Genomic DNA, 17,921 nt, shown 5'->3' with positions numbered 1-17,921 from the left:
CCTTGTAACAAAATCCTTTAAGTCTTATGTAAATAGTTCTCCCTGAACGGGAGGTGCACTGCGTTCACCAGGCGGTTCTGCCAGAGCGACACAGTAGTCTTTATAATCTTTTATCACCGGGGCTCCAGCTGAAAGGAACTTTTCCGGTGTATTTTCCCTTTTATACCTGCTTACACGGCCTGCAGCAAAGCTCTTTTCCAGATCTTCGCGTACAACCGCAGAAATCCTTGAAGCCGCTTCACCAAACGCTGCTTCATGAAACATCACGTCGCGGCCGTCTTCCAGTGCCAGATCAGCAGTTATAAGCGCTCCGCTGCCAGCCGGTGCTTCAATAACCACCGTAGCTTCAGAGAGCCCTGCAACAATCCGGTTCCGTGCAATAAACTGCCACTTCCCGGTCCCCGAGCCCGGCCCGTACTCGCTCAAAATACAGCCCCCGCTCTGAAGCACCGCGGCTCCCAGCCTCTTATTAGTATGCGGCACTATATCATCAATTGCACTCGGTAAAACCGCAATCGTGTGACCTAGAACGGCACCATCGTAATTACCGTTTTTTTCAGCCCTTTCATAAAAGGCATCAATCGCACCAAGGTGCGCATACGAATCTGCACCCGAAGCAAGGCCACTGACAACATTACAGCCATCTATAGCCGCATCATGAGCAAAACATCTAGCCGCTTCACGGCCAACCTGACTAAGCCGCCTTGTTCCAACAACAGAAACACATCTACCGTTCAAAAGTGACACATCACCGCGTACAAACAAAGCAAACGGCGGATCTGCTATCTGCCGTAAAGGTTCCGGGTATCCCTCATCATAATGAAAAAGAATTTTTATCCCAAGACGCTTGCATTGCCAGGCTTCTGCCTGTGCCAACCGCAGGTTTTCAGGGCCATTCCACACAGCCCGAGGCTTCTCTCCGCACTCTGCAAGTTTTAATATTTCTTCTATAAACTGTAATGCAAGCGAATGAGGACTGTCAAGTTTTTTTAATAATTTTTTTTTCTGATTAAAGTCTAAAAAGGAAATTCTCGCTACAGAAAGCGCCAGAATAAGCGAATCATCGAAATCAGTTAGAATATGCTGCATCTAAAACTGTTTTTTTGTTCTCCTCTGCGGTTGCTTTTTTCTCGGCGGATTTTGTGGTGTTTATGATTTTATCGTACATTGCAGCAGATTTTTCAAAATCATAATTTGAATAATATGCCCTTGCAAGTACAAACATGGCGTCAATATTTTTGGTGTCTATTGAAAGAGCCTTTTCAAGATGTGGAATTGCCTTTGCCGGTTCATCAAGCTCAAACACATACAGCACGCCAAGTCCGTATAAAGCGCGCACATATCTGTCTTCAATATCAATGGCTCTAAGGTAAGCTTCTTCTGCAAGTTTAAGGTAATTGTATTTTACCTCGGTGCTTCCGCTGCCACCAAAGTCCATTGCTGCATGCGACATATAGCCTGCACACACACCTACATAATAATACAAATTCTGATTATTTGGATAGTACTGAAGGGCCTCCTGGAAGCATTTTAAAGCCTCTCCGTACATTTTCTGATCAAGATAACGGGTTCCAAGGATTTTATACCAGATTCCAATCTGACTCTGTGCCAGCTGAATATCTGCTACTCTTTTCTGATATTTTTCAATAGCATCTTTTAGTTCTTCAACAGTTGTCGGGCTTTCAACACCTTCTTCTAGATGCTGCTGACGGATAATCTGCTTGTTAGAGACGCGGCATGAGGTTATCAAAACTACAGCGAATATCACTAAAGGAATTAATCTTTTCATTATTATGTCTCCTTTTTATAGGTTCCAGGTGTTAGGTTCCAGGTTCTAGGATTATTAGGGGGAAGTCTCCCCCTCGCTCGCACTACGTTGCTCGCTACCCCCTCTGCGGGCTCAAACGCCGCCCGCAACGCCTGCTCCCTATCACCTAAAACCTATTACCTATCACCTAAAATACTTCTCATGCGCATCTTCCAGCTGACGGTCTGTAACATGCGTGTAAATAGTCGTCGTACTTAAATCACTATGGCCCAAAAGTTCCTGTACGGAACGTAAATCAGCCCCACCACTCAAAAGATGAGTTGCAAACGAATGCCGGAGGGTATGAACCTTTGCTTCTACTCCACTGAGCGCTTCCAGCTCCTGAAAACGCTTCCATACTCCCTTCCGTGAAATTGGCTGGCCTCTGTAATTTACAAAAAGCTCAGGCACATTACGTCCCTTTACAAGTTCGGGCCGAACTTCATTAAGATACACAAGAATTTTTTCAAGAGCCCGGTCTCCAAAAGGAACAATTCTCTCTTTATCACCTTTACCCCGCACAAGAATCAGTTTTTCATCAAGATGAACATTTGCCAGCAGCAGTGTACAGGCTTCACTAATACGAAGTCCACAGGAATAAATAAGCTCAAAAAGAGCGTCATCTCTCTTACCGCTTGGAGTGGAAGTATCAATGCAGCCTAAGAGAGAATCAATCTGTTCAACTGAAAGCACCTTGGGAAGATGCTTTGCAGCCTTTGGCTTATCCAGTGCAAGAGCAACATTTTCTTCCCACATACCTTTGCGGACAAGATAGTCACCCAATGCCCTTATTCCTGAAATATCCTTAGCTATTGTAAGTTCAGAACAACCGTCAGTCTGCCTTTTTATAAGATAATACAATAAGTTCTGGACGGACACATCTTTCAGTTTAATTCTTTCGGTAGCAAGCCAGTCCAGAAATTCTTCTGCAGAAATCTTATATGTTATTGCAGTCTGTTTTGAATCACGTTTTACAAGGAGAAGATCCGTATAAAACTGATTCAAAAAAATATCCTTAGTCATTCAACAAGTTAGTCATCCAGGCGGATTGTTCTGCTGTATTCGCTTTTATTCCAGATTGCAGGTTTTACAAGATCATTTTCATCAGGAATGAATCCTGCTGGAGGTGCAAAAGAACCAGATCCTGAAGAAGATGTATTTTCTTCGCTGAAGATTCCTTCTACAAGTGAACCTTTCTTTTCTGCGTCAGGAGTTTTTGGAATGCTGTGAGATGCAACAAATTCTCCACCAAGAGCAGAACCAGTAGATGAACCTGTCTTATGAAGAATACTGTTCATATCATTCAGGCTGAAAGTATCTTCTCTAACTGGTTTTGGTTCAGATTTAACCTCTGGTACAGCTTCCTGTTTTTCAACAGCAATTCTTCCTGTATCTTCAAAACCTGTAGCTATTACAGTTACGCTGATTTTACCCTCAAGTTCTGGCTGAGTAACCTGTCCCCAGAACATGTTATAATCTTTATCTGCAGAAGCTGAAACAATCTTACAGATTTCTCCAACCTCAGCAAGTGTAATTTCTTCTGATGCACAGATATTAACAAGGAGATTCTTTGCTCCGTCAATCTTAGAATTCTCAAGCATTGGATTATGAATTGCATTGTAAGCAGCGTCTGTAGCACGGTTTTCACCTTCACCAATACCAATTCCAAAGATTGCATTACCCTGTCCGGCCATTGCATTGCGAACATCTGCAAAGTCAGTATTTACATCACCAGGGTTTGTAATGATATTTGAAATACCTTCAACACCCTGACAGAGTACTTCGTCTGCCTTTCTGAAGGATTCTTTTACAGTAAGGTTTTTATCAATATTTTTGAAAAGCTGTTCGTTTGGGATAACAATGAGAGAGTCAACCTGTTCGTGAAGTTTTTTAAGACCTTCCTGAGCCTGTCGCATACGAACATTTCCTTCAAATTCAAAAGGAGTTGTAACAACGGCAACAGTAAGACATCCAAGTTCTTTTGCAATACGTGCAACAACTGGAGCAGAACCAGTTCCTGTTCCACCACCCATTCCGGCTGTGATGAATACCATATCTGCACCACGGAGCTCATTTGTAATAAGCTCTTTGTCTTCTTCAGCTGCCTGTTCACCTACTTCAGGTTTACCACCAGCTCCGAGACCTTTTGTTACTTTCTGTCCGATTGCAAGCTTTGTAGCAGCACGTGAACGGCCGAGAGCCTGTAAGTCAGTATTAAGAACGATAAAATCTACGTTGCTAAGCTCGCGGAAAATCATTCTGTTTACAGCGTTTGAACCGCCGCCACCACAACCAACTACCTTAATTACGGTAGGGCTGCAGCCAGAAGCTTCTGCCTCATAACCAGTTTCATCGTCTACGATTGAAATGCCAAGATTTCCCATATTTCCTCCCACTCAAACGCTTCCCCAAGCGTACACTTTTTAAGTGATTTAATTATACAATATCAGAATAATGATTTAAATATCTTCTTCAGAACACTCTCACCCTTCTGCTTTTCCTTATGCACAGGACGACCTTTTGTTCTGCGGCTTCTGTCTTTACCACTTGCAAGAGATTTATTTGCAAGGACCAGACCAATTACTGTTGCAAAATCAGGTCTCTTATAGTCTTCTTCAATTCCACCAAGACTTTCAGGCACTCCAAGACGAACAGAAGTTGTATGGAACACTTTCTGCGCAAGATCAATTACACCTTCCATCATTGCGCCGCCACCGGTGAGAATAATATTTCCAGAGAGTTCTTTAATAGAATCTCCGACATTCTTTTTAAGAGCTACTTTTACAAGAGTAAAAATCTGTTCTACACGAGCCTGAATAATCTGAGCAAGCTGGCTCTTTTTCATGATTTCAGGAGCACGACCTCCAACACCAGGAAGAATTACATCAAGATCTGTATCTTTTGTAATTGAATCTACCCAGCAGCAGCCGTTTTCAATTTTAATTTTTTCTGCAGCAGCAGTTGAAATACCGCCGACAACAGAAATATCATTTGTTACAAGATTTCCACCAACTGGAATTGAGAAAGTTCCGATAGGAGCACCCTTCAAAAGCAAGAGAACATCTGTAGTTCCCGCACCCATATCAATCAAAATGGAACCAAGCTCCATTTCATCCTGATGACAAACAGACTGAGTCTGTGCAAGAGTTTTAAGCATTACCCCATCAAGAATATAATCTGATCGGGAAATGCAGGAACGAATATTCTGAATGATTGTTTTTGCCGCTGTGACAATATGAACTTCAGCCTCAAGACGGGTTCCCATACGGTGGATAGGATCCTGAATGCCGCCAATTCCATCTACAATATAATTCTGTGGAATTACATGAAGCTTTTCACGGTCATCTGGTACTTTAATTGCAGTAGCGCATTCAATTACACGCTCTACATCTGCGCGGGAAATTTCTTTTGTTGATTTATTTGCACTTGAAACCGGAACTGTTCCACGTGAATTCTGACTTTCAATCTGAGAACCGCCGATTGCTGTAATTACAGATTCTACTGTTGTACCCGCATTCTGTTCTGCGGCATCTATTGTCTCTTTAATGGCATTTTTTGCATCTTCAATATTTACAATTACACCGTTGCGAAGTCCGGCTGATTTTCTGGATGCGGTTCCGGCTATGCGGATATTTCCTGTGTCAGGATCTATCTCTCCTATAGCCACGCGAATCATACTTGTTCCAATATCAAGTCCGACTACTTTTCCATCTGCCATTTTCTAAATAACCTCTGAATTATCTTGTGATGTATGAAACAGAACCATAACGCAAATCTACTGCTGCAACATCGGTTCCAATCTGATTCACTACATCAAGTACTACCATCATATACTTTAATGCGTCTTCATTCAATGCACGATCGGTAAGAACTTTAACTTTTGACTGTGCAGGAATCAGAGCAAGTTCGTAGTTTCCAGAATCCTTTGGAAGTACACAAATTTCTGCTACACTTGCAAAATAATGCTGAGGCATTTCGCTGATTTTAGAAATCTGATCAATAAGAGGTCTGTATTTTGCAGGAATTCTCATTCCCTTTGACATATATTCAACAGGAAGTCCTGAAATAATAGGAAGAACTTCTTCTCGTTTTGCAGAAGCGCCTCTTTTTCCAGGAAAAAGAACTCCGTTTTTATCAATCTGAACAGGTGATGTGCGGCCGTTTTCCATCACAAATGTAACAGCCACCGGTTCACGCTCTTCAATATTCACATAAATTTTATCCGGGAATTTCTTTTCTACTGAAACATGACCGATTCCAGCTTCAGAAGACAACAATGCCACAGCCTGTTCTACATCAAAATCAAACCAGCTTGTACTGTTCATAGGAAGCAGCATTCTTGCAATTTCTTCTGCAGAATAATCCTTCTGCCCGGTAACAGTTACCTTAGGGCTTGAGAAACTAGGCATAATATACTTATAAATAACAAGCTCACAGAAAAGCGCAAAACAAAGTACACAGAAAATTACCTTAATAAATTTAATTTTCTTTTCAGCCTTGCTGTCTGCCCCTTCATACTCTTCAGAAAGGAAATAATCATTCTCAAGATAGTCTTCAGCAACTAACAAACTCACATCACTCATTTTATCCACCTTTTATTATAAGTAAGAAAGTGACTCTATATTAATTTCGTCACTTTCTGTCATTTTTTCATCTATTTTTTCGCAGCGTGAAGCGTTTACAATAAAGCCGCACATTGCGAGTGTTATAATAATTGAAGTTCCTCCAAGAGAGAAAAACGGAAGGTTAATTCCTGTTGAAGGAAGTACACCACTAACAACCATGGTATTTACAAGAGACTGCAAAACAATTACAGAAACACAACCAAAAGTTGAGAGTGCACTAAATTTATCAGGGTTAGAAAGAGCTGCTTTATAACCTCTGTAAGCAAAGAATCCGAGCAGTACAAAATAAATTACTACACCGATATATCCCATTGATTCAGCCCAGCCTGCAAAAATGTAATCTGCCTGAACCTCAGGAATGCTGTTAATTTTAGAAAGACCTGCACCAATTCCACTGCCCCATACTCCACCAGCACTGATTGCACGCTTTGCATTAAGGCTCTGATAGTTAATGCTTGAACTGAATTCATCAGGACTGATCCAGCCGATAAGACGCTGAAGTCTATATGGATTAAGGGTAATCATAAGAAAAGCAGCCGGTATTGCAATCAATGCAAACGGGAATATCCATACAAGCTTAGCACCAGAAACAAAGAACAAAAGGATTCCGATCAGTGTAATGAATACACCAGTAGAAAAATCCTTCTGAGCAAATACGATTCCAGCAAAGACTATAAGGGCAATCACACAAGGGAATACTGTTTTTTCTTCCGGATTCAAAAGCTTATCCTGCTTATCAAAATAATTAGCAAGAAAAAGAACAATTGCAAATTTTACAAGTTCAGAAGGCTGGAATGTAAAATTACCAGGAAGTCTAATCCAGCGACGTGCACCATTTTTAATAATTGAAATACCTGGAACAAATGTAAGGAAACACAAAACCAGAGAAACAATTACAATTACACTTACAAACTTTCTGATATATCTCATATCAGTAATCATAAAGCCTGCAAAAAGTACAAAACCAACTGCTGAGCACAAAAGCTGACGCTTTACAAAATACAAAGGATTTCCAAAAGCTCTGATAGCAAAATTCTGTGAACATACATACAGAGTAAAGATTCCAAGTCCCCACAAAAGAAGTATTGAACCAAGAAGCCAGATATCAACTTTATTATAATTCTGCGAAGGTTTATTCGCATAGAACGTAAACTGATTCATTCTTAGCGAGCCTCCTCATCTGAGCCACAAAGAAGTGGCACGAGCTTTTCAAGCTGCATACTGTGAGAGCCCTTAAGAAGAATTACATCGTTGTCGTTCGCAGTTAAATTAATTGATTCTGCTATTTCCTTAAAATTCTTATCATTTGATTCACTGAACCATTTTACACAAATATTTGAACCAGTCTGAAGAACTTTTTCAGCAGCTTTCATTTCAGGACCAACAAGATATACCTGAGATGCATCAGTTTCACTAATACGTGTACCAACAGTCTCATGTGATTTTTCTGATTCTGCACCGAGCTCCTTCATATCACCAAGAACAAAAATCTTTTTGCCTACATTTTTAAGCTCACCACAGAAATCTATAACCTTCATCATTGAGTCGAGATTAGCATTATAGCAGTCTTTAATAAGAACAACTTTCTTTCCATTGCAAAGTACAGACTGGCAAACTTCCATACGACCTGAAATTGCAGCTACAGCTTCAAGACCTCGCTTAATATCAGCTGAAGGAATTCCAATTTCCTTTGCACAGGCAATTACAGAAAGAGCATTCAGATAGTTATAACTTCCAGAAAGAGGAAGATTTACAGTAAGACCATCAAGTTCGAAAGCTGTTCCAAAAAGTCCTTTATCTTCAATAAATTTTACACCACTCTTGTCAGAAGGAACATCCTTACCAAACTTTACAATTTTACCGCGAACGCCTTCTGTACAGTAATCAGCAAATGGATCAGCAGCACCAACAATTGCAGCACCATCAGCAGGAATATAAGCAAGGCTCTTACGTTTTTCAGTTGCAATATTCTGCTGACTTCCAAGGATTCCAATATGTGCAGTTCCAATATTTGTAATAATCCCAAAACGAGATTTCAAAACCTTTGAGATTTCACCGATTTCATTTACACGGTTCATACCCATTTCAAAGATTCCGATTTTTTCATCACCACGAATCTTGAATACAGAAAGTGGAAGTCCTGTTTCAGAATTAAGGTTTCCGTATGTATATGCAACACCAGCATCACCAAAATGAGCGCGTGCTACACTTACCATCATTTCCTTAGTAGTTGTTTTTCCGCTTGAACCTGTAATGCTTACAAGAATCATATTACGGCATTTCTTTGTAACATAAGCCTCTGCAGCATCCTGTAAAGCATGAAGAGTATTTTCAACACGAACAAAACAAACGTCAGAATTAGTTGCTGCAAGTTCCTCATAATAAGAAACTTTTTCCTGATATTCAGCTTCATTCATAAGAACAACAGATGCTCCCTTTTTCAAAACATCAGGAATATATTTATGGCCATTCTGGAACTCACCCATAAGAGGCACGAACATGCAAGGCTTTTCAGAACTTACATTACGGCTGTCTGTCTGTACGTCGTTAAATAAACATGGAGCACTGCCAATCTGAGTGCCCTTAACCGCTGTAAGAAGCTCTTCTTTTGTAAGCAGACTCTCTATCATTTTTTCTCTCCCGTCATCTCAACACGAACTATATCTTCAGTTTCAGCCTTGTGCATTCCAAGTTCTTCAACTGCAATCTTTTCAATTCTATCAGCGCTTGAAAGCACAGCAATGTCACTGACAAGCTTCTTATTTTCTTCAATCAGCTTTTCCTGCTTCTTTTCCAGCTCTCTGATTTCGCTGGTAAGAGCCATGTATCGCCTTGCCTGAGCTGCGTAAAGACACAAAATCAGAGGGATAGCAAGTACAAATACACAGAAGAAAAACTTAACTATAAAATCCTTAACACCACGCTTCATAAACTAAAAACCTATCACTCCATCCAGATGATATGGAGTATCATCCTTGATTTTTCGGATTACACGAAGCTTGGCACTACGTGAAGGAGAATTCTCCTTAACTTCTTTATCTGTAGGTGCAACAGGCTTACGGGTAATAAGCTCTGCACACTGCTCACCACCGCAACGGCATACAGCAACTTCAGGAGGACATACACACTGCTTGCCGAGATTGCGGAAATAATTCTTAACAATACGGTCTTCAAGAGAATGGAATGTAATTACACCCATTTTTCCGCCAGGCTGGAGACAGCCGAATGCATCATGCAAAGCTTTTGGAAGACGTTTTAATTCGCCGTTTACAGCAATACGCAGAGCCTGGAAAGTTCTTGTAGCAGGATGAATAGGACCATAGCGGTAGTTGGCAGGAACAGCATTCCAGATTACTTCAGCAAGTGCTTTAGAGGATTCAATACGTCCACCATTGCGGGCTTCAACAATAGCACGCGCAATACGGCGGCTGAGTTTTTCTTCGCCATAAAGATAGATTAAATCTGCGAGTTTTTCTTCAGGAAGTTCATTTACTAAATCAGCAGCAGACTCACCTTCAGAAGAATTCAGACGCATATCAAGTTTTTCATCATAACGGAAAGAAAAACCTCTTTCAGATTTTTCATAATGAAAAACAGAAATACCGAGATCAAAAAGAATAATATTTGGACGCTTATATTCAGAAGGATAATCAGCATAGAAATCCTGAAACCAGCCGTTGTAAAAATGCACGCGCTCGCCAAACTCGCTAAGACGTTCTTTTGCACGTGCCTGAATAACCTTATCAGCATCCAGACCGATTATAGAAAGAGACGGATAGTTTTTCAAAAAGTTATAAGTATGGCCGCCCTCACCCAGAGTCGAGTCAATCATTAAAGCATCAGCTTCGAATGGCTCACCTACTGGAGAAAGATATTCCAGACACTCATTTAATAAAACCGGAGTGTGTACGATTTCCACTTTTTAATCCCACCTAATTTTAAAAAGTTTAAAAATTAATATCGTTGAATTCCTCAGCTGCATCGCGGAACGAATCCTCAGATTCAGCCAGGTAATCCTTGTAAGTCTGAGAATCCCAGAGTTCCATGTACTTTGCAATTCCAAGAACTACACAGTCCTTAGAAAGATTTGCATATTCACGAAGACTCTGAGGAATGGAAAGCCTGCCGTTCTTATCGAACTCTACAGGCTGTGCAGGTGCAACAAAGTGTCGTAAAACTCCTAAACTTTTGCTTTTCATCATAGAAGCATTACTCATAAGCTTCCCCTGAAAAGCTTCCCATTCATCAGTAGTAAAAAGCCATAAGCAGCGATCTAAACCTTTGGTAACCATAAGTACGTTTTGATTAACGGCCGTTCTCAATTTTACAGGAAACGAGACACGTCCTTTTTCATCAATCGTATTATTGTATTCACCAGTCAACAGATTCATACCCACTTACTACCACTTTTTACCACTTTTTCCCACTTATCTATCATTTTATACCAAAAATTCCTAAAGTCAACCACTTTTTTTGACGATAATATAAAAAATTTTTCGATTTTTTATATTTTACTTATACGGTTAAATACTATACTCTTTGACACACTGTATATGGCGTTTTCCACACTAAATGAAAGCAAACTACACAATTCTCTAAAAATCCTTTATCAGGAGATTTATGAAGGCCAGACAGAAACAGAACAGGATGGCTTTATTTACGATATAGTTACTAAAAACGGAAATATAATAGAAATACAGACAAAGAACCTTGCAAAGCTGTTACCCAAGATTCTAAAAACAATTGAGAACGGTCATAATATTAAACTGATTCATCCGGTTCCATTAACAACAAGAATAGAACTCAAAGACGAACAGGGAACAATAATATCAAAAAGAAAAAGCCCAAAGAAAGGAAGTATTTACAGCATTTTCCGCGAGCTTACTGGACTTTATCCCGTAATCACAAACCCACACTTTTCACTGGAAGTTGTAGAAATAGAAATGACAGAAGAACGGACACGAACGACAGAACCCGTTCAATCAAAAAATGGCCGCCGCCGATTCCGCCGAAACTGGATCAAAACCGGAAAACGTCTGGACACCATAATAAACACAACAAGATTTTCAAAGCCGGAAGATTACTTAAAACTTCTTCCTTCACTACCCCAGCCGTTTTGCGCAAAAGATCTCAAGCAAGCCTTAGATAAAAATCCGAACATCCCAAAACACACCGCCAACGCACACCTCATCGTGTGGGTACTTTCCCATGCAGGCCTCCTCGAACACTCAGAGTCCAAGGGCCGTACAAAATATTACAAATTCCTCACAGAGCACACGGAGCCCACAGAGAAAAAATTATAAAAAAAAGACCGTCCCATTCGGAACGGTCTTTCTTTTGCATGATTTATAGAAGACTACCAGTTATCAGCCATGTCATCTTCATCGTGGTTTTCCATGTCATAAAGGTCTGTTACAACACGAAGGTCATCAAAGTACATATAGTATGTACCACGAGCCTGCATTGGATTACAGTCTACACGGAAACCAAGAATCTTAAGACCAGGCTTATCACCGTAGTAAGCACTGTTCTGAACAATACCATGTTCTCCATCTGGACTTGGTGGAACTACACAGATAAGCTTTTTCCATCCAGAGAAACCAAGACTGCCCATGTAAAGCTCATAGTTGCGTCCAAAATAGTCCTGAACAAGAACATAAAGTTCGTGATCCTGATTACGTCCACAAACCCATACAGAAACAGTCTTTGTTACACCCTCAATTGCAAGAGGACGTCCAGACTTAATTGTGAAAGAGTTTCTACCACGGCGAAAGAAATCTACTCTTACACCAAGTACATTTACATCTTCTGCTTCTTTACCTTCATCTTCTGGAAGAGGCTCCTTCATAGCAGGATTACCTTCAAAAAGACGACTTGTAATTACACCATCATCAGCAGACATGTGAACGTTCCATGAACCTTCACGCTCAAACTTGTCTACAGAAACTTCGCGCAATGCTGACTCAGCTGAATCTGCACCAACATTTTCCGGATTAGGCTCCTGAAGGCTTGAATTCTGAGCGAAAGCAACACCCATAGCGAGCACAGCAATAATACTAATTGTTACAAGCTTTTTCATTATTTAGCCTCCGAAACATCATCTGAATCCGAACTGTCACCAAAATCAACTTCATTCAACTCATAACCATCGTAGATGAGAGAGAGAGAATTAGATGTGTATTTGATCTGATCAAAGTAAACAACAAAGTTATCAACATACTCTTCAGCATCTGAACGGATTCTGAAACCTACAAATGTAAGGTTTTCAGGACCAGAACGAAGATGTGAACTCTGCTGAATCCAGCCAGGAATATTTACAATAATATTTTTCCAGCCATGGAATGCAAGACTTCCAGCAGGAAGAACCTTTACAGTTCCAAGAGCATCTCTTACCATAACTTCAAGATAGTAGTTATAACCAGCACCCCAGATCCAGAAATCCATCTGAGAAACAGTTCCTACAAAAGGAATCTCGAAAGACTTTCCGTCTGCTGTAGGATAAACTTCGAACCAGTTATCACCCTTACGTTTGAAAGCAGTTTTTACACCGAAAACCTTAAATTCCTTATCTTCACCCTTATGAAGCTGTTTTAAAGAATTTGGAACACCTTCAAAATAGCCTGTTTTAGGATATCCATCTGCAATAAAGCGGCTTGAACCAACTTCCCAGTCCCAGCTGTAAGCTTTACCGTTGTACATATAATTCTGCGAACCGGCAGAATCAAAATCATCCAATACGAATGTCTCAATGCTGCGTGAATTAGGCTGAGCAAAAGCTGGCAAACCTATTACAAACAGACATGCAAGACCAATAAGAACTTTAAGTTCCCTTTTCATGCAAAACTCCTTGAAACTTTTATCAGACCGATAAAAAGATTTATACCCTTTAATTATCGGCAATAACAGTCAAATTTATAACTCATTCAATTATATTTCCTATGATATTATTTGTCAAACGAAATTCTAGTTTTAGATGATTCAGGGGCGTCTGCCCCTCGCTCCAACCGCCTCCGGCGTTTTCCGCTACCCCCTCTAACGGGGGACACCCCCGTAACGCCCCCGACCTGTCCCCCACTTTGCAATCTATTGAATAAATCTACAATTTTATTTATTATTTATTCAAAGAAATCTCAGGCGATGTACGTCTGAATAAAGGATGTTAATTATGGCTAACATTATTAGTTACAAAGATCTCGGCCTCGTAAACACACGTGATATGTTTGCAAAGGCTATGAAAGGCGGATATGCTATTCCAGCATATAACTTCAATAATATGGAACAGATGCAGGCTATCATCATGGCTTGTGTTGAGACAAAATCTCCTGTTGTTCTCCAGGTTTCAAAAGGAGCTCGCGCTTACGCAAACGCAAATATCCTCCGCAACATGGCTCGCGGTGCTGTAGAGTATGCTCACGAACTCGGATGTGATATTCCTATCGCTCTTCACCTTGACCACGGTCCAAACTTCGAAGTAGCTAAAGACTGTATCGACAACGGATTCTCATCTGTAATGATCGACGGTTCTTCACTCTCATACGAAGACAACATTGCCCTCACAAAGAAAGTTGTAGACTATGCTCACCAGTTCGACGTAACTGTAGAAGCAGAGCTCGGAGTTCTCGGTGGTGTAGAAGAGGATGTTGCTGCTGAAGAATCTAAATATACAAAGCCAGAAGAAGTAATTGACTTCACTTCAAAGACTGGATGTGACTCACTTGCTATTTCTATCGGAACTTCACACGGACGCTGTAAGTTCACTCCAGAGCAGTGTACACGCCGCGAAGATGGAACTTTGGTTCCACCTCCACTGGCATTCGATGTTCTCGAAGCAATCGAAAAGCAGCTCCCAGGTTTCCCAATCGTACTCCACGGATCTTCTTCAGTTCCACAGATTTACGTTGCAGAAATCGAAAAGTACGGCGGAAAGATTCCTAACTCTGTAGGTATTCCAGAAGAACAGCTCCGCAAGGCTGCTAAGTCTGCAGTATGTAAAATCAACGTAGACTCAGACGGACGTCTTGCTATGACAGCTGCTATCCGTAAGCACCTTGTTGAGCATCCAGAGGACTTTGACCCACGTCAGTACCTCACAGACGCTCGTGCAGAACTCGTAAAGATGTATGCAGACAAGAACCGCAACGTATTCGGTTCAGCTGGTCATGCACTCGACTAGTTCTCTATAATGGTGGTTAAACTTTTCTAAACCACCATAAAAAAAGACTTCGTTGAATAACGAAGTCTTTTTTATTTAACCTTATTCTTTATCCCGAACCGTAAACACGCCAAGTCTGCTTAGAATAAACAGTATCGGCAGTGTTGCACAGAATATTCCGCTGAGCACCAGAATCAAAAAGTAACTCATATCAAGAATATACATAGTTTCCACAACAGATGGAAAAACAATACTTACAACCGCCGTAATAATCCAGATAGCAGCAAAGAAATGTTTTTTAGCAGTTATTGTTTTTTCAATATGCTTGGCACTAAGTCCCAAAGAAAAAATCATAACCGTAAACAGAGTTGGTTTAATAAACAATGGAAATGTTGTAATGATTTTTTCTGAGCCAGACAGAATTGTGTATGGCAGATAAATCAAATAAAAAGAAATCAAAAGTGGAAAAAGAGCTTCTATTTTATAAGAAATTGTATCCTTAGAAATAAGAAAAAACACTCCGTAAAGAACAATTACAGGAAGCAGAGACTGTCGAAGCAGCAGATACCACATATTCAGTTCAAATGAATATGGAATTACTCTGTGTGAATATAAAAAGAAAGCCCTGAAGCCACATACAAGCACGGCAGAAATGAGTCCGGTAAAAATAACAGGAATCATATGCGGGTTTCTTTTATAAAAACACCAGGATGCAAGAATCAATGGCAGTAATAATAACATAAAAAGATACATGCTTAAAAAATACAGTTTAGCACCGGTTTAATCAACCTTTTTAGCGCGGATGCGCATTATGCTTGCCCTGCCCTCCACTGTTATTTTTTCACCAGGCTTTACTGCATAAATTTCTTCTGCAAGAATCTTCTGCCCGATTTTTTCTTCTGATGTACGTATTACAGCCTTATCTTCAGAAAGCACATACAAAAGCTGTACATCTGAAGGCTCCCCTGCATCTCCGGAACAATACATGCTCCAGCCGCCTTTTACATCAATCCGTTCAAGAGAAAAATACTTACAGTCAAAATCACCAGGGAATGGAGCTACAGGCTGCATTTCCTCGCGTTTAATTACTGCAAGACCTTTTTCAATATGAACTTCACGGCCGCGCCCCCAGTCATAAAGACGGTAAGTAAGATCGCAGGACTGCTGGGTTTCCATAAGTCTCAAACCGCCGCCGATTGCATGAACTGTACCGGCAGGAATATAAACAAAGTCACCGGGTTTTACATTTACAAACTCAAGATACTGTTCAAGATTGTTTTCTGTAATTGCTTTTGCAAGCACTTCGTTTGAGTAGCCTTCTTTAATTCCGTAAACAAGTTTTGCATCAGGAGCGGCATCGAGTACATACCAGCACTCAGTTTTACCGCGGTTACCCTCGCCTTCAAGTTTTACAGCCCAGTCATCATCCGGGTGTACCTGAATGGAAAGAGTATCATTTGCCTGAATAACTTTTATGAGAAGCGGATATTCACCGCCGCAGAAGTTTTTAAACTCCTGCTGGCAGCCATTAGGATGTGTAGATGCAATCCAGAGCTCATAGCCCCAGATTTTATCTGATTTTATTGAATTCAGTTTTAACATAGTAGACCATCCGTCATTGCGAGGAGCGATAGCGACGTGGCAATCTTTTTATAGATTGCTTCGCTTCGCTCGCAATGACGTTATTTCTCCCATAATTTCTCTGGATAGTAGCCGTCTTTAATTTTCTTGGCGATTTCGTCCTTTACAAGCTGGCGGTCTTCAGGATATGTCATACCGAACCAGGTTTCTGTAGAATTAAAGAACTTAATAATTCCCTTATTGTGAGCAATAATATCACTTGCAGCAACAGGAAGAAGAGCCTCAGCCTTAGGAGCCTTTGAATTATTGGCAATAAAGTTTTCCCAGTAAACATGGAATTCTTCAAATGCCTTTGGGCTAAAGCCGAACAAATTCATACTAACCCATTCTTTTCCAGTAAAGAACTTTTTCTCTCCATCTGGCATCTCGCTGATAATCTGATCTTTTTCATCATAATAGATCTTGAGATTTTCAACGATATTTACAAGTTTTTCATCTGCAACTGTACAAACACCACGGCTTACAGAACCAGAACGACTCATTGTATTACCAAGAATATATCCAACCATTGCATGATCTGTACAATCGTTATCAATTGATGAAAGATATTTACCAAGTACATCAAAAGCCTGACGTCCATAATAGTCATCAGAATTGATAACGGCAAAAGGGGCATTTATTGCTTTTTCTGCACAAAGTACAGCGTGAGTTGTTCCCCATGGCTTTTCACGGCCTTCGCTGTCTTTAAGCTGCTGTGGTGTAAGAAGGCTTTCGTGCTGCTGGAAAACATATTCAGCATCAAAATTACGTGCAACGCGGTCAAAAAGGCGCTCACGGAAAGCCTGTTCAATATCCTTACGAATAATAAATACAACCTTTCCAAAGCCGCTTTTCATAGCATCATAAGTTGCAAAATCGAGAAGACATTCGTCATGAAGTCCTACTCCGTCTATCTGTTTTACTCCACCATAACGGCTGCCCATACCGGCTGCGAGAACTAACAATGTTGGTTTCATTATACTACCTCTAAGAAATTTAAATAATTAAGCAATTATTGTTTCAAGAGCAAGTTTCATCATGTCCTTAAAGGTTGTCTGACGTTCTTCTGCTGTAGTAGCAGTTCCCTTAAGAATATGATCACTTACTGTAAGAATTGTAAGAGCTTTTCTGTTAAATTCAGCTGCCAAAGTATACAGTTCAGCAGACTCCATTTCAATTCCCTTTGCTCCATATTTTTTCCAAAGCTTCCAGTTTTCATTATCATCATAGAAACGGTCACTTGAAACACACTGTCCTACAACAGTTTTAAGGTTCATTTCTTTTGCTTTATTGAAAGCTGTATACAAAAGTTCAAAATCTGGAACAGGTGCATAATGAAGTCCACCGAATCTCTGATTCTGAAGAGATGAGTCTGTACATGCACCGTTTGCAAGAATTACATCGCGAAGTTCTACATCTTCGCTTACCGCGCCACAAGTTCCAACGCGGATAGCTTTCTGAACTCCATAGCAGTCAAAAAGCTCGTGTACATAAATTGAAAGAGACGGCTGTCCCATACCGGTTCCCTGAACAGAAACCTTTACGCCTTTGTAGGTTCCTGTAAAACCTAACATACCGCGCACTTCGTTATAACATACCGGATTTTCAAGGAAATTCTCGGCAATAAACTTAGCCCTCAGAGGGTCACCTGGAAGCAGAATTTTATCTGCGATTGCTCCTTCGGGAGCGTTAATATGTGTACTCATAACTATGTATT

General features: G+C 40.5%; 19 protein-coding genes. 2 read left to right on the top strand and 17 right to left on the bottom strand.

The genetic code is table 11. The features are described 5' to 3' along the window. Nucleotides 1-24: 24 nt before the first annotated feature. The 11 genes from BMY21_RS00895 to mraZ all read right to left on the bottom strand — a co-directional run bounded on the left by BMY21_RS00895 (nt 25) and on the right by mraZ (nt 10,823). Complete coding sequence (locus tag BMY21_RS00895) at nt 25-1,089, bottom strand: DNA-processing protein DprA (RefSeq protein WP_074640025.1); 1,065 nt, start codon at nt 1,087-1,089, stop codon at nt 25-27. Then, the gene (locus tag BMY21_RS00890) at nt 1,070-1,789 is read right to left on the bottom strand and encodes a tetratricopeptide repeat protein (protein ID WP_074640023.1); all 720 of its coding nucleotides are present in this window, start codon (nt 1,787-1,789) and stop codon (nt 1,070-1,072) included. Before BMY21_RS00890 ends, BMY21_RS00895 begins: the two co-directional genes overlap by 20 nt. A 162-nt stretch (nt 1,790-1,951) precedes the next feature. Further along, entirely contained in the window at nt 1,952-2,830 is an 879-nt protein-coding gene (locus tag BMY21_RS00885) for a tyrosine recombinase (RefSeq protein ID WP_074640021.1), read from the bottom strand. An 8-nt stretch (nt 2,831-2,838) separates the two neighbouring features. Beyond that, complete coding sequence (ftsZ, locus tag BMY21_RS00880; protein ID WP_074640020.1) at nt 2,839-4,191, bottom strand: cell division protein FtsZ; 1,353 nt, start codon at nt 4,189-4,191, stop codon at nt 2,839-2,841. Nucleotides 4,192-4,253: 62 nt separating this feature from the next. Then, nucleotides 4,254-5,525, bottom strand: a complete 1,272-nt coding sequence (gene ftsA / locus BMY21_RS00875; RefSeq protein ID WP_074640018.1) for a cell division protein FtsA — start codon at nt 5,523-5,525, stop codon at nt 4,254-4,256. Between the two features lie 19 nt (nt 5,526-5,544). Next, a complete protein-coding gene (locus tag BMY21_RS00870; RefSeq protein ID WP_074640016.1) occupies nt 5,545-6,390 on the bottom strand; it encodes a cell division protein FtsQ/DivIB in 846 nt (281 codons plus the stop codon). Nucleotides 6,391-6,405: 15 nt separating this feature from the next. Further along, complete coding sequence (locus BMY21_RS00865; protein ID WP_074640014.1) at nt 6,406-7,593, bottom strand: FtsW/RodA/SpoVE family cell cycle protein; 1,188 nt, start codon at nt 7,591-7,593, stop codon at nt 6,406-6,408. A 2-nt stretch (nt 7,594-7,595) separates the two neighbouring features. Beyond that, a complete protein-coding gene (locus BMY21_RS00860; RefSeq protein ID WP_074640012.1) occupies nt 7,596-9,062 on the bottom strand; it encodes a UDP-N-acetylmuramoyl-tripeptide--D-alanyl-D-alanine ligase in 1,467 nt (488 codons plus the stop codon). Next, entirely contained in the window at nt 9,059-9,361 is a 303-nt protein-coding gene (locus BMY21_RS00855; protein ID WP_074640011.1) for a septum formation initiator family protein, read from the bottom strand. Before BMY21_RS00855 ends, BMY21_RS00860 begins: the two co-directional genes overlap by 4 nt. 3 nt (nt 9,362-9,364) lie before the next feature. Continuing rightward, nucleotides 9,365-10,351, bottom strand: a complete 987-nt coding sequence (gene rsmH / locus BMY21_RS00850; RefSeq protein ID WP_074640010.1) for a 16S rRNA (cytosine(1402)-N(4))-methyltransferase RsmH — start codon at nt 10,349-10,351, stop codon at nt 9,365-9,367. Between the two features lie 28 nt (nt 10,352-10,379). Then, complete coding sequence (gene mraZ, locus BMY21_RS00845) at nt 10,380-10,823, bottom strand: division/cell wall cluster transcriptional repressor MraZ (protein WP_083379651.1); 444 nt, start codon at nt 10,821-10,823, stop codon at nt 10,380-10,382. A 162-nt stretch (nt 10,824-10,985) separates the two neighbouring features. On the opposite strand from mraZ, the gene BMY21_RS00840 reads away from it, so the two are divergent. Beyond that, nucleotides 10,986-11,735: a DUF8091 domain-containing protein gene (locus tag BMY21_RS00840; protein ID WP_074640008.1), complete on the top strand. Its 750-nt coding sequence runs from the start codon at nt 10,986-10,988 to the stop codon at nt 11,733-11,735. Nucleotides 11,736-11,788: 53 nt separating this feature from the next. Here BMY21_RS00840 and BMY21_RS00835 read toward each other — a convergent pair whose 3' ends face one another. Continuing rightward, complete coding sequence (locus tag BMY21_RS00835) at nt 11,789-12,511, bottom strand: flagellar filament outer layer protein FlaA (protein WP_074640007.1); 723 nt, start codon at nt 12,509-12,511, stop codon at nt 11,789-11,791. Continuing rightward, nucleotides 12,511-13,269 carry a flagellar filament outer layer protein FlaA gene (locus tag BMY21_RS00830; protein WP_074640005.1) on the bottom strand — a complete coding sequence of 253 codons (759 nt, stop codon included), beginning with the start codon at nt 13,267-13,269 and terminating at the stop codon, nt 12,511-12,513. Before BMY21_RS00830 ends, BMY21_RS00835 begins: the two co-directional genes overlap by 1 nt. Nucleotides 13,270-13,606: 337 nt before the next feature. Here BMY21_RS00830 and BMY21_RS00825 point away from each other — a divergent pair, with 337 nt between their 5' ends. After that, nucleotides 13,607-14,605 carry a class II fructose-bisphosphate aldolase gene (locus tag BMY21_RS00825; protein WP_074640875.1) on the top strand — a complete coding sequence of 333 codons (999 nt, stop codon included), beginning with the start codon at nt 13,607-13,609 and terminating at the stop codon, nt 14,603-14,605. 81 nt (nt 14,606-14,686) lie between these two features. On the opposite strand, the gene BMY21_RS00820 is transcribed toward BMY21_RS00825, so the two are convergent. From BMY21_RS00820 to deoD, 4 genes are all read right to left on the bottom strand, one after another. Beyond that, entirely contained in the window at nt 14,687-15,265 is a 579-nt protein-coding gene (locus BMY21_RS00820) for a hypothetical protein (RefSeq protein ID WP_074640003.1), read from the bottom strand. Nucleotides 15,266-15,364: 99 nt separating this feature from the next. Beyond that, on the bottom strand, nt 15,365-16,186 hold the full coding sequence (locus BMY21_RS00815; RefSeq protein WP_074640002.1) for a type I phosphomannose isomerase catalytic subunit: 822 nt from the start codon (nt 16,184-16,186) through the stop codon (nt 15,365-15,367). 80 nt (nt 16,187-16,266) lie between these two features. Continuing rightward, nucleotides 16,267-17,181, bottom strand: coding sequence for a hypothetical protein (locus tag BMY21_RS00810; protein WP_074640000.1), 915 nt, complete (start codon nt 17,179-17,181; stop codon nt 16,267-16,269). A 27-nt stretch (nt 17,182-17,208) separates the two neighbouring features. Then, nucleotides 17,209-17,910 carry a purine-nucleoside phosphorylase gene (gene deoD, locus BMY21_RS00805; RefSeq protein WP_074639998.1) on the bottom strand — a complete coding sequence of 234 codons (702 nt, stop codon included), beginning with the start codon at nt 17,908-17,910 and terminating at the stop codon, nt 17,209-17,211. Nucleotides 17,911-17,921 lie beyond the last annotated feature (11 nt).

It is taken from the genome of Treponema bryantii, assembly GCF_900111035.1.
GTDB classification, from domain to species: domain Bacteria; phylum Spirochaetota; class Spirochaetia; order Treponematales; family Treponemataceae; genus Treponema_D; species Treponema_D bryantii_C.
The sequence above is the reverse complement of the archived record's forward strand: the minus strand, read 5'-3'. Positions and strand labels throughout refer to the sequence as shown.

Bases quoted from the DNA above. Each gene is read 5' to 3' on its own strand.
- BMY21_RS00895 (WP_074640025.1), bottom strand. From the start codon at position 1,089: ATGCAGCATATTCTAACTGATTTCGATGATTCGCTTATTCTGGCGCTT.
- BMY21_RS00890 (WP_074640023.1), bottom strand. From the start codon at position 1,789: ATGAAAAGATTAATTCCTTTAGTGATATTCGCTGTAGTTTTGATAACC.
- BMY21_RS00885 (WP_074640021.1), bottom strand. From the start codon at position 2,830: ATGACTAAGGATATTTTTTTGAATCAGTTTTATACGGATCTTCTCCTT.
- ftsZ (WP_074640020.1), bottom strand. From the start codon at position 4,191: ATGGGAAATCTTGGCATTTCAATCGTAGACGATGAAACTGGTTATGAG.
- ftsA (WP_074640018.1), bottom strand. From the start codon at position 5,525: ATGGCAGATGGAAAAGTAGTCGGACTTGATATTGGAACAAGTATGATT.
- BMY21_RS00870 (WP_074640016.1), bottom strand. From the start codon at position 6,390: ATGAGTGATGTGAGTTTGTTAGTTGCTGAAGACTATCTTGAGAATGAT.
- BMY21_RS00865 (WP_074640014.1), bottom strand. From the start codon at position 7,593: ATGAATCAGTTTACGTTCTATGCGAATAAACCTTCGCAGAATTATAAT.
- BMY21_RS00860 (WP_074640012.1), bottom strand. From the start codon at position 9,062: ATGATAGAGAGTCTGCTTACAAAAGAAGAGCTTCTTACAGCGGTTAAG.
- BMY21_RS00855 (WP_074640011.1), bottom strand. From the start codon at position 9,361: ATGAAGCGTGGTGTTAAGGATTTTATAGTTAAGTTTTTCTTCTGTGTA.
- mraZ (WP_083379651.1), bottom strand. From the start codon at position 10,823: ATGAATCTGTTGACTGGTGAATACAATAATACGATTGATGAAAAAGGA.
- BMY21_RS00840 (WP_074640008.1), top strand. From the start codon at position 10,986: ATGGCGTTTTCCACACTAAATGAAAGCAAACTACACAATTCTCTAAAA.
- BMY21_RS00835 (WP_074640007.1), bottom strand. From the start codon at position 12,511: ATGAAAAAGCTTGTAACAATTAGTATTATTGCTGTGCTCGCTATGGGT.
- BMY21_RS00830 (WP_074640005.1), bottom strand. From the start codon at position 13,269: ATGAAAAGGGAACTTAAAGTTCTTATTGGTCTTGCATGTCTGTTTGTA.
- BMY21_RS00820 (WP_074640003.1), bottom strand. From the start codon at position 15,265: ATGATTCCTGTTATTTTTACCGGACTCATTTCTGCCGTGCTTGTATGT.
- BMY21_RS00815 (WP_074640002.1), bottom strand. From the start codon at position 16,186: ATGTTAAAACTGAATTCAATAAAATCAGATAAAATCTGGGGCTATGAG.
- BMY21_RS00810 (WP_074640000.1), bottom strand. From the start codon at position 17,181: ATGAAACCAACATTGTTAGTTCTCGCAGCCGGTATGGGCAGCCGTTAT.
- deoD (WP_074639998.1), bottom strand. From the start codon at position 17,910: ATGAGTACACATATTAACGCTCCCGAAGGAGCAATCGCAGATAAAATT.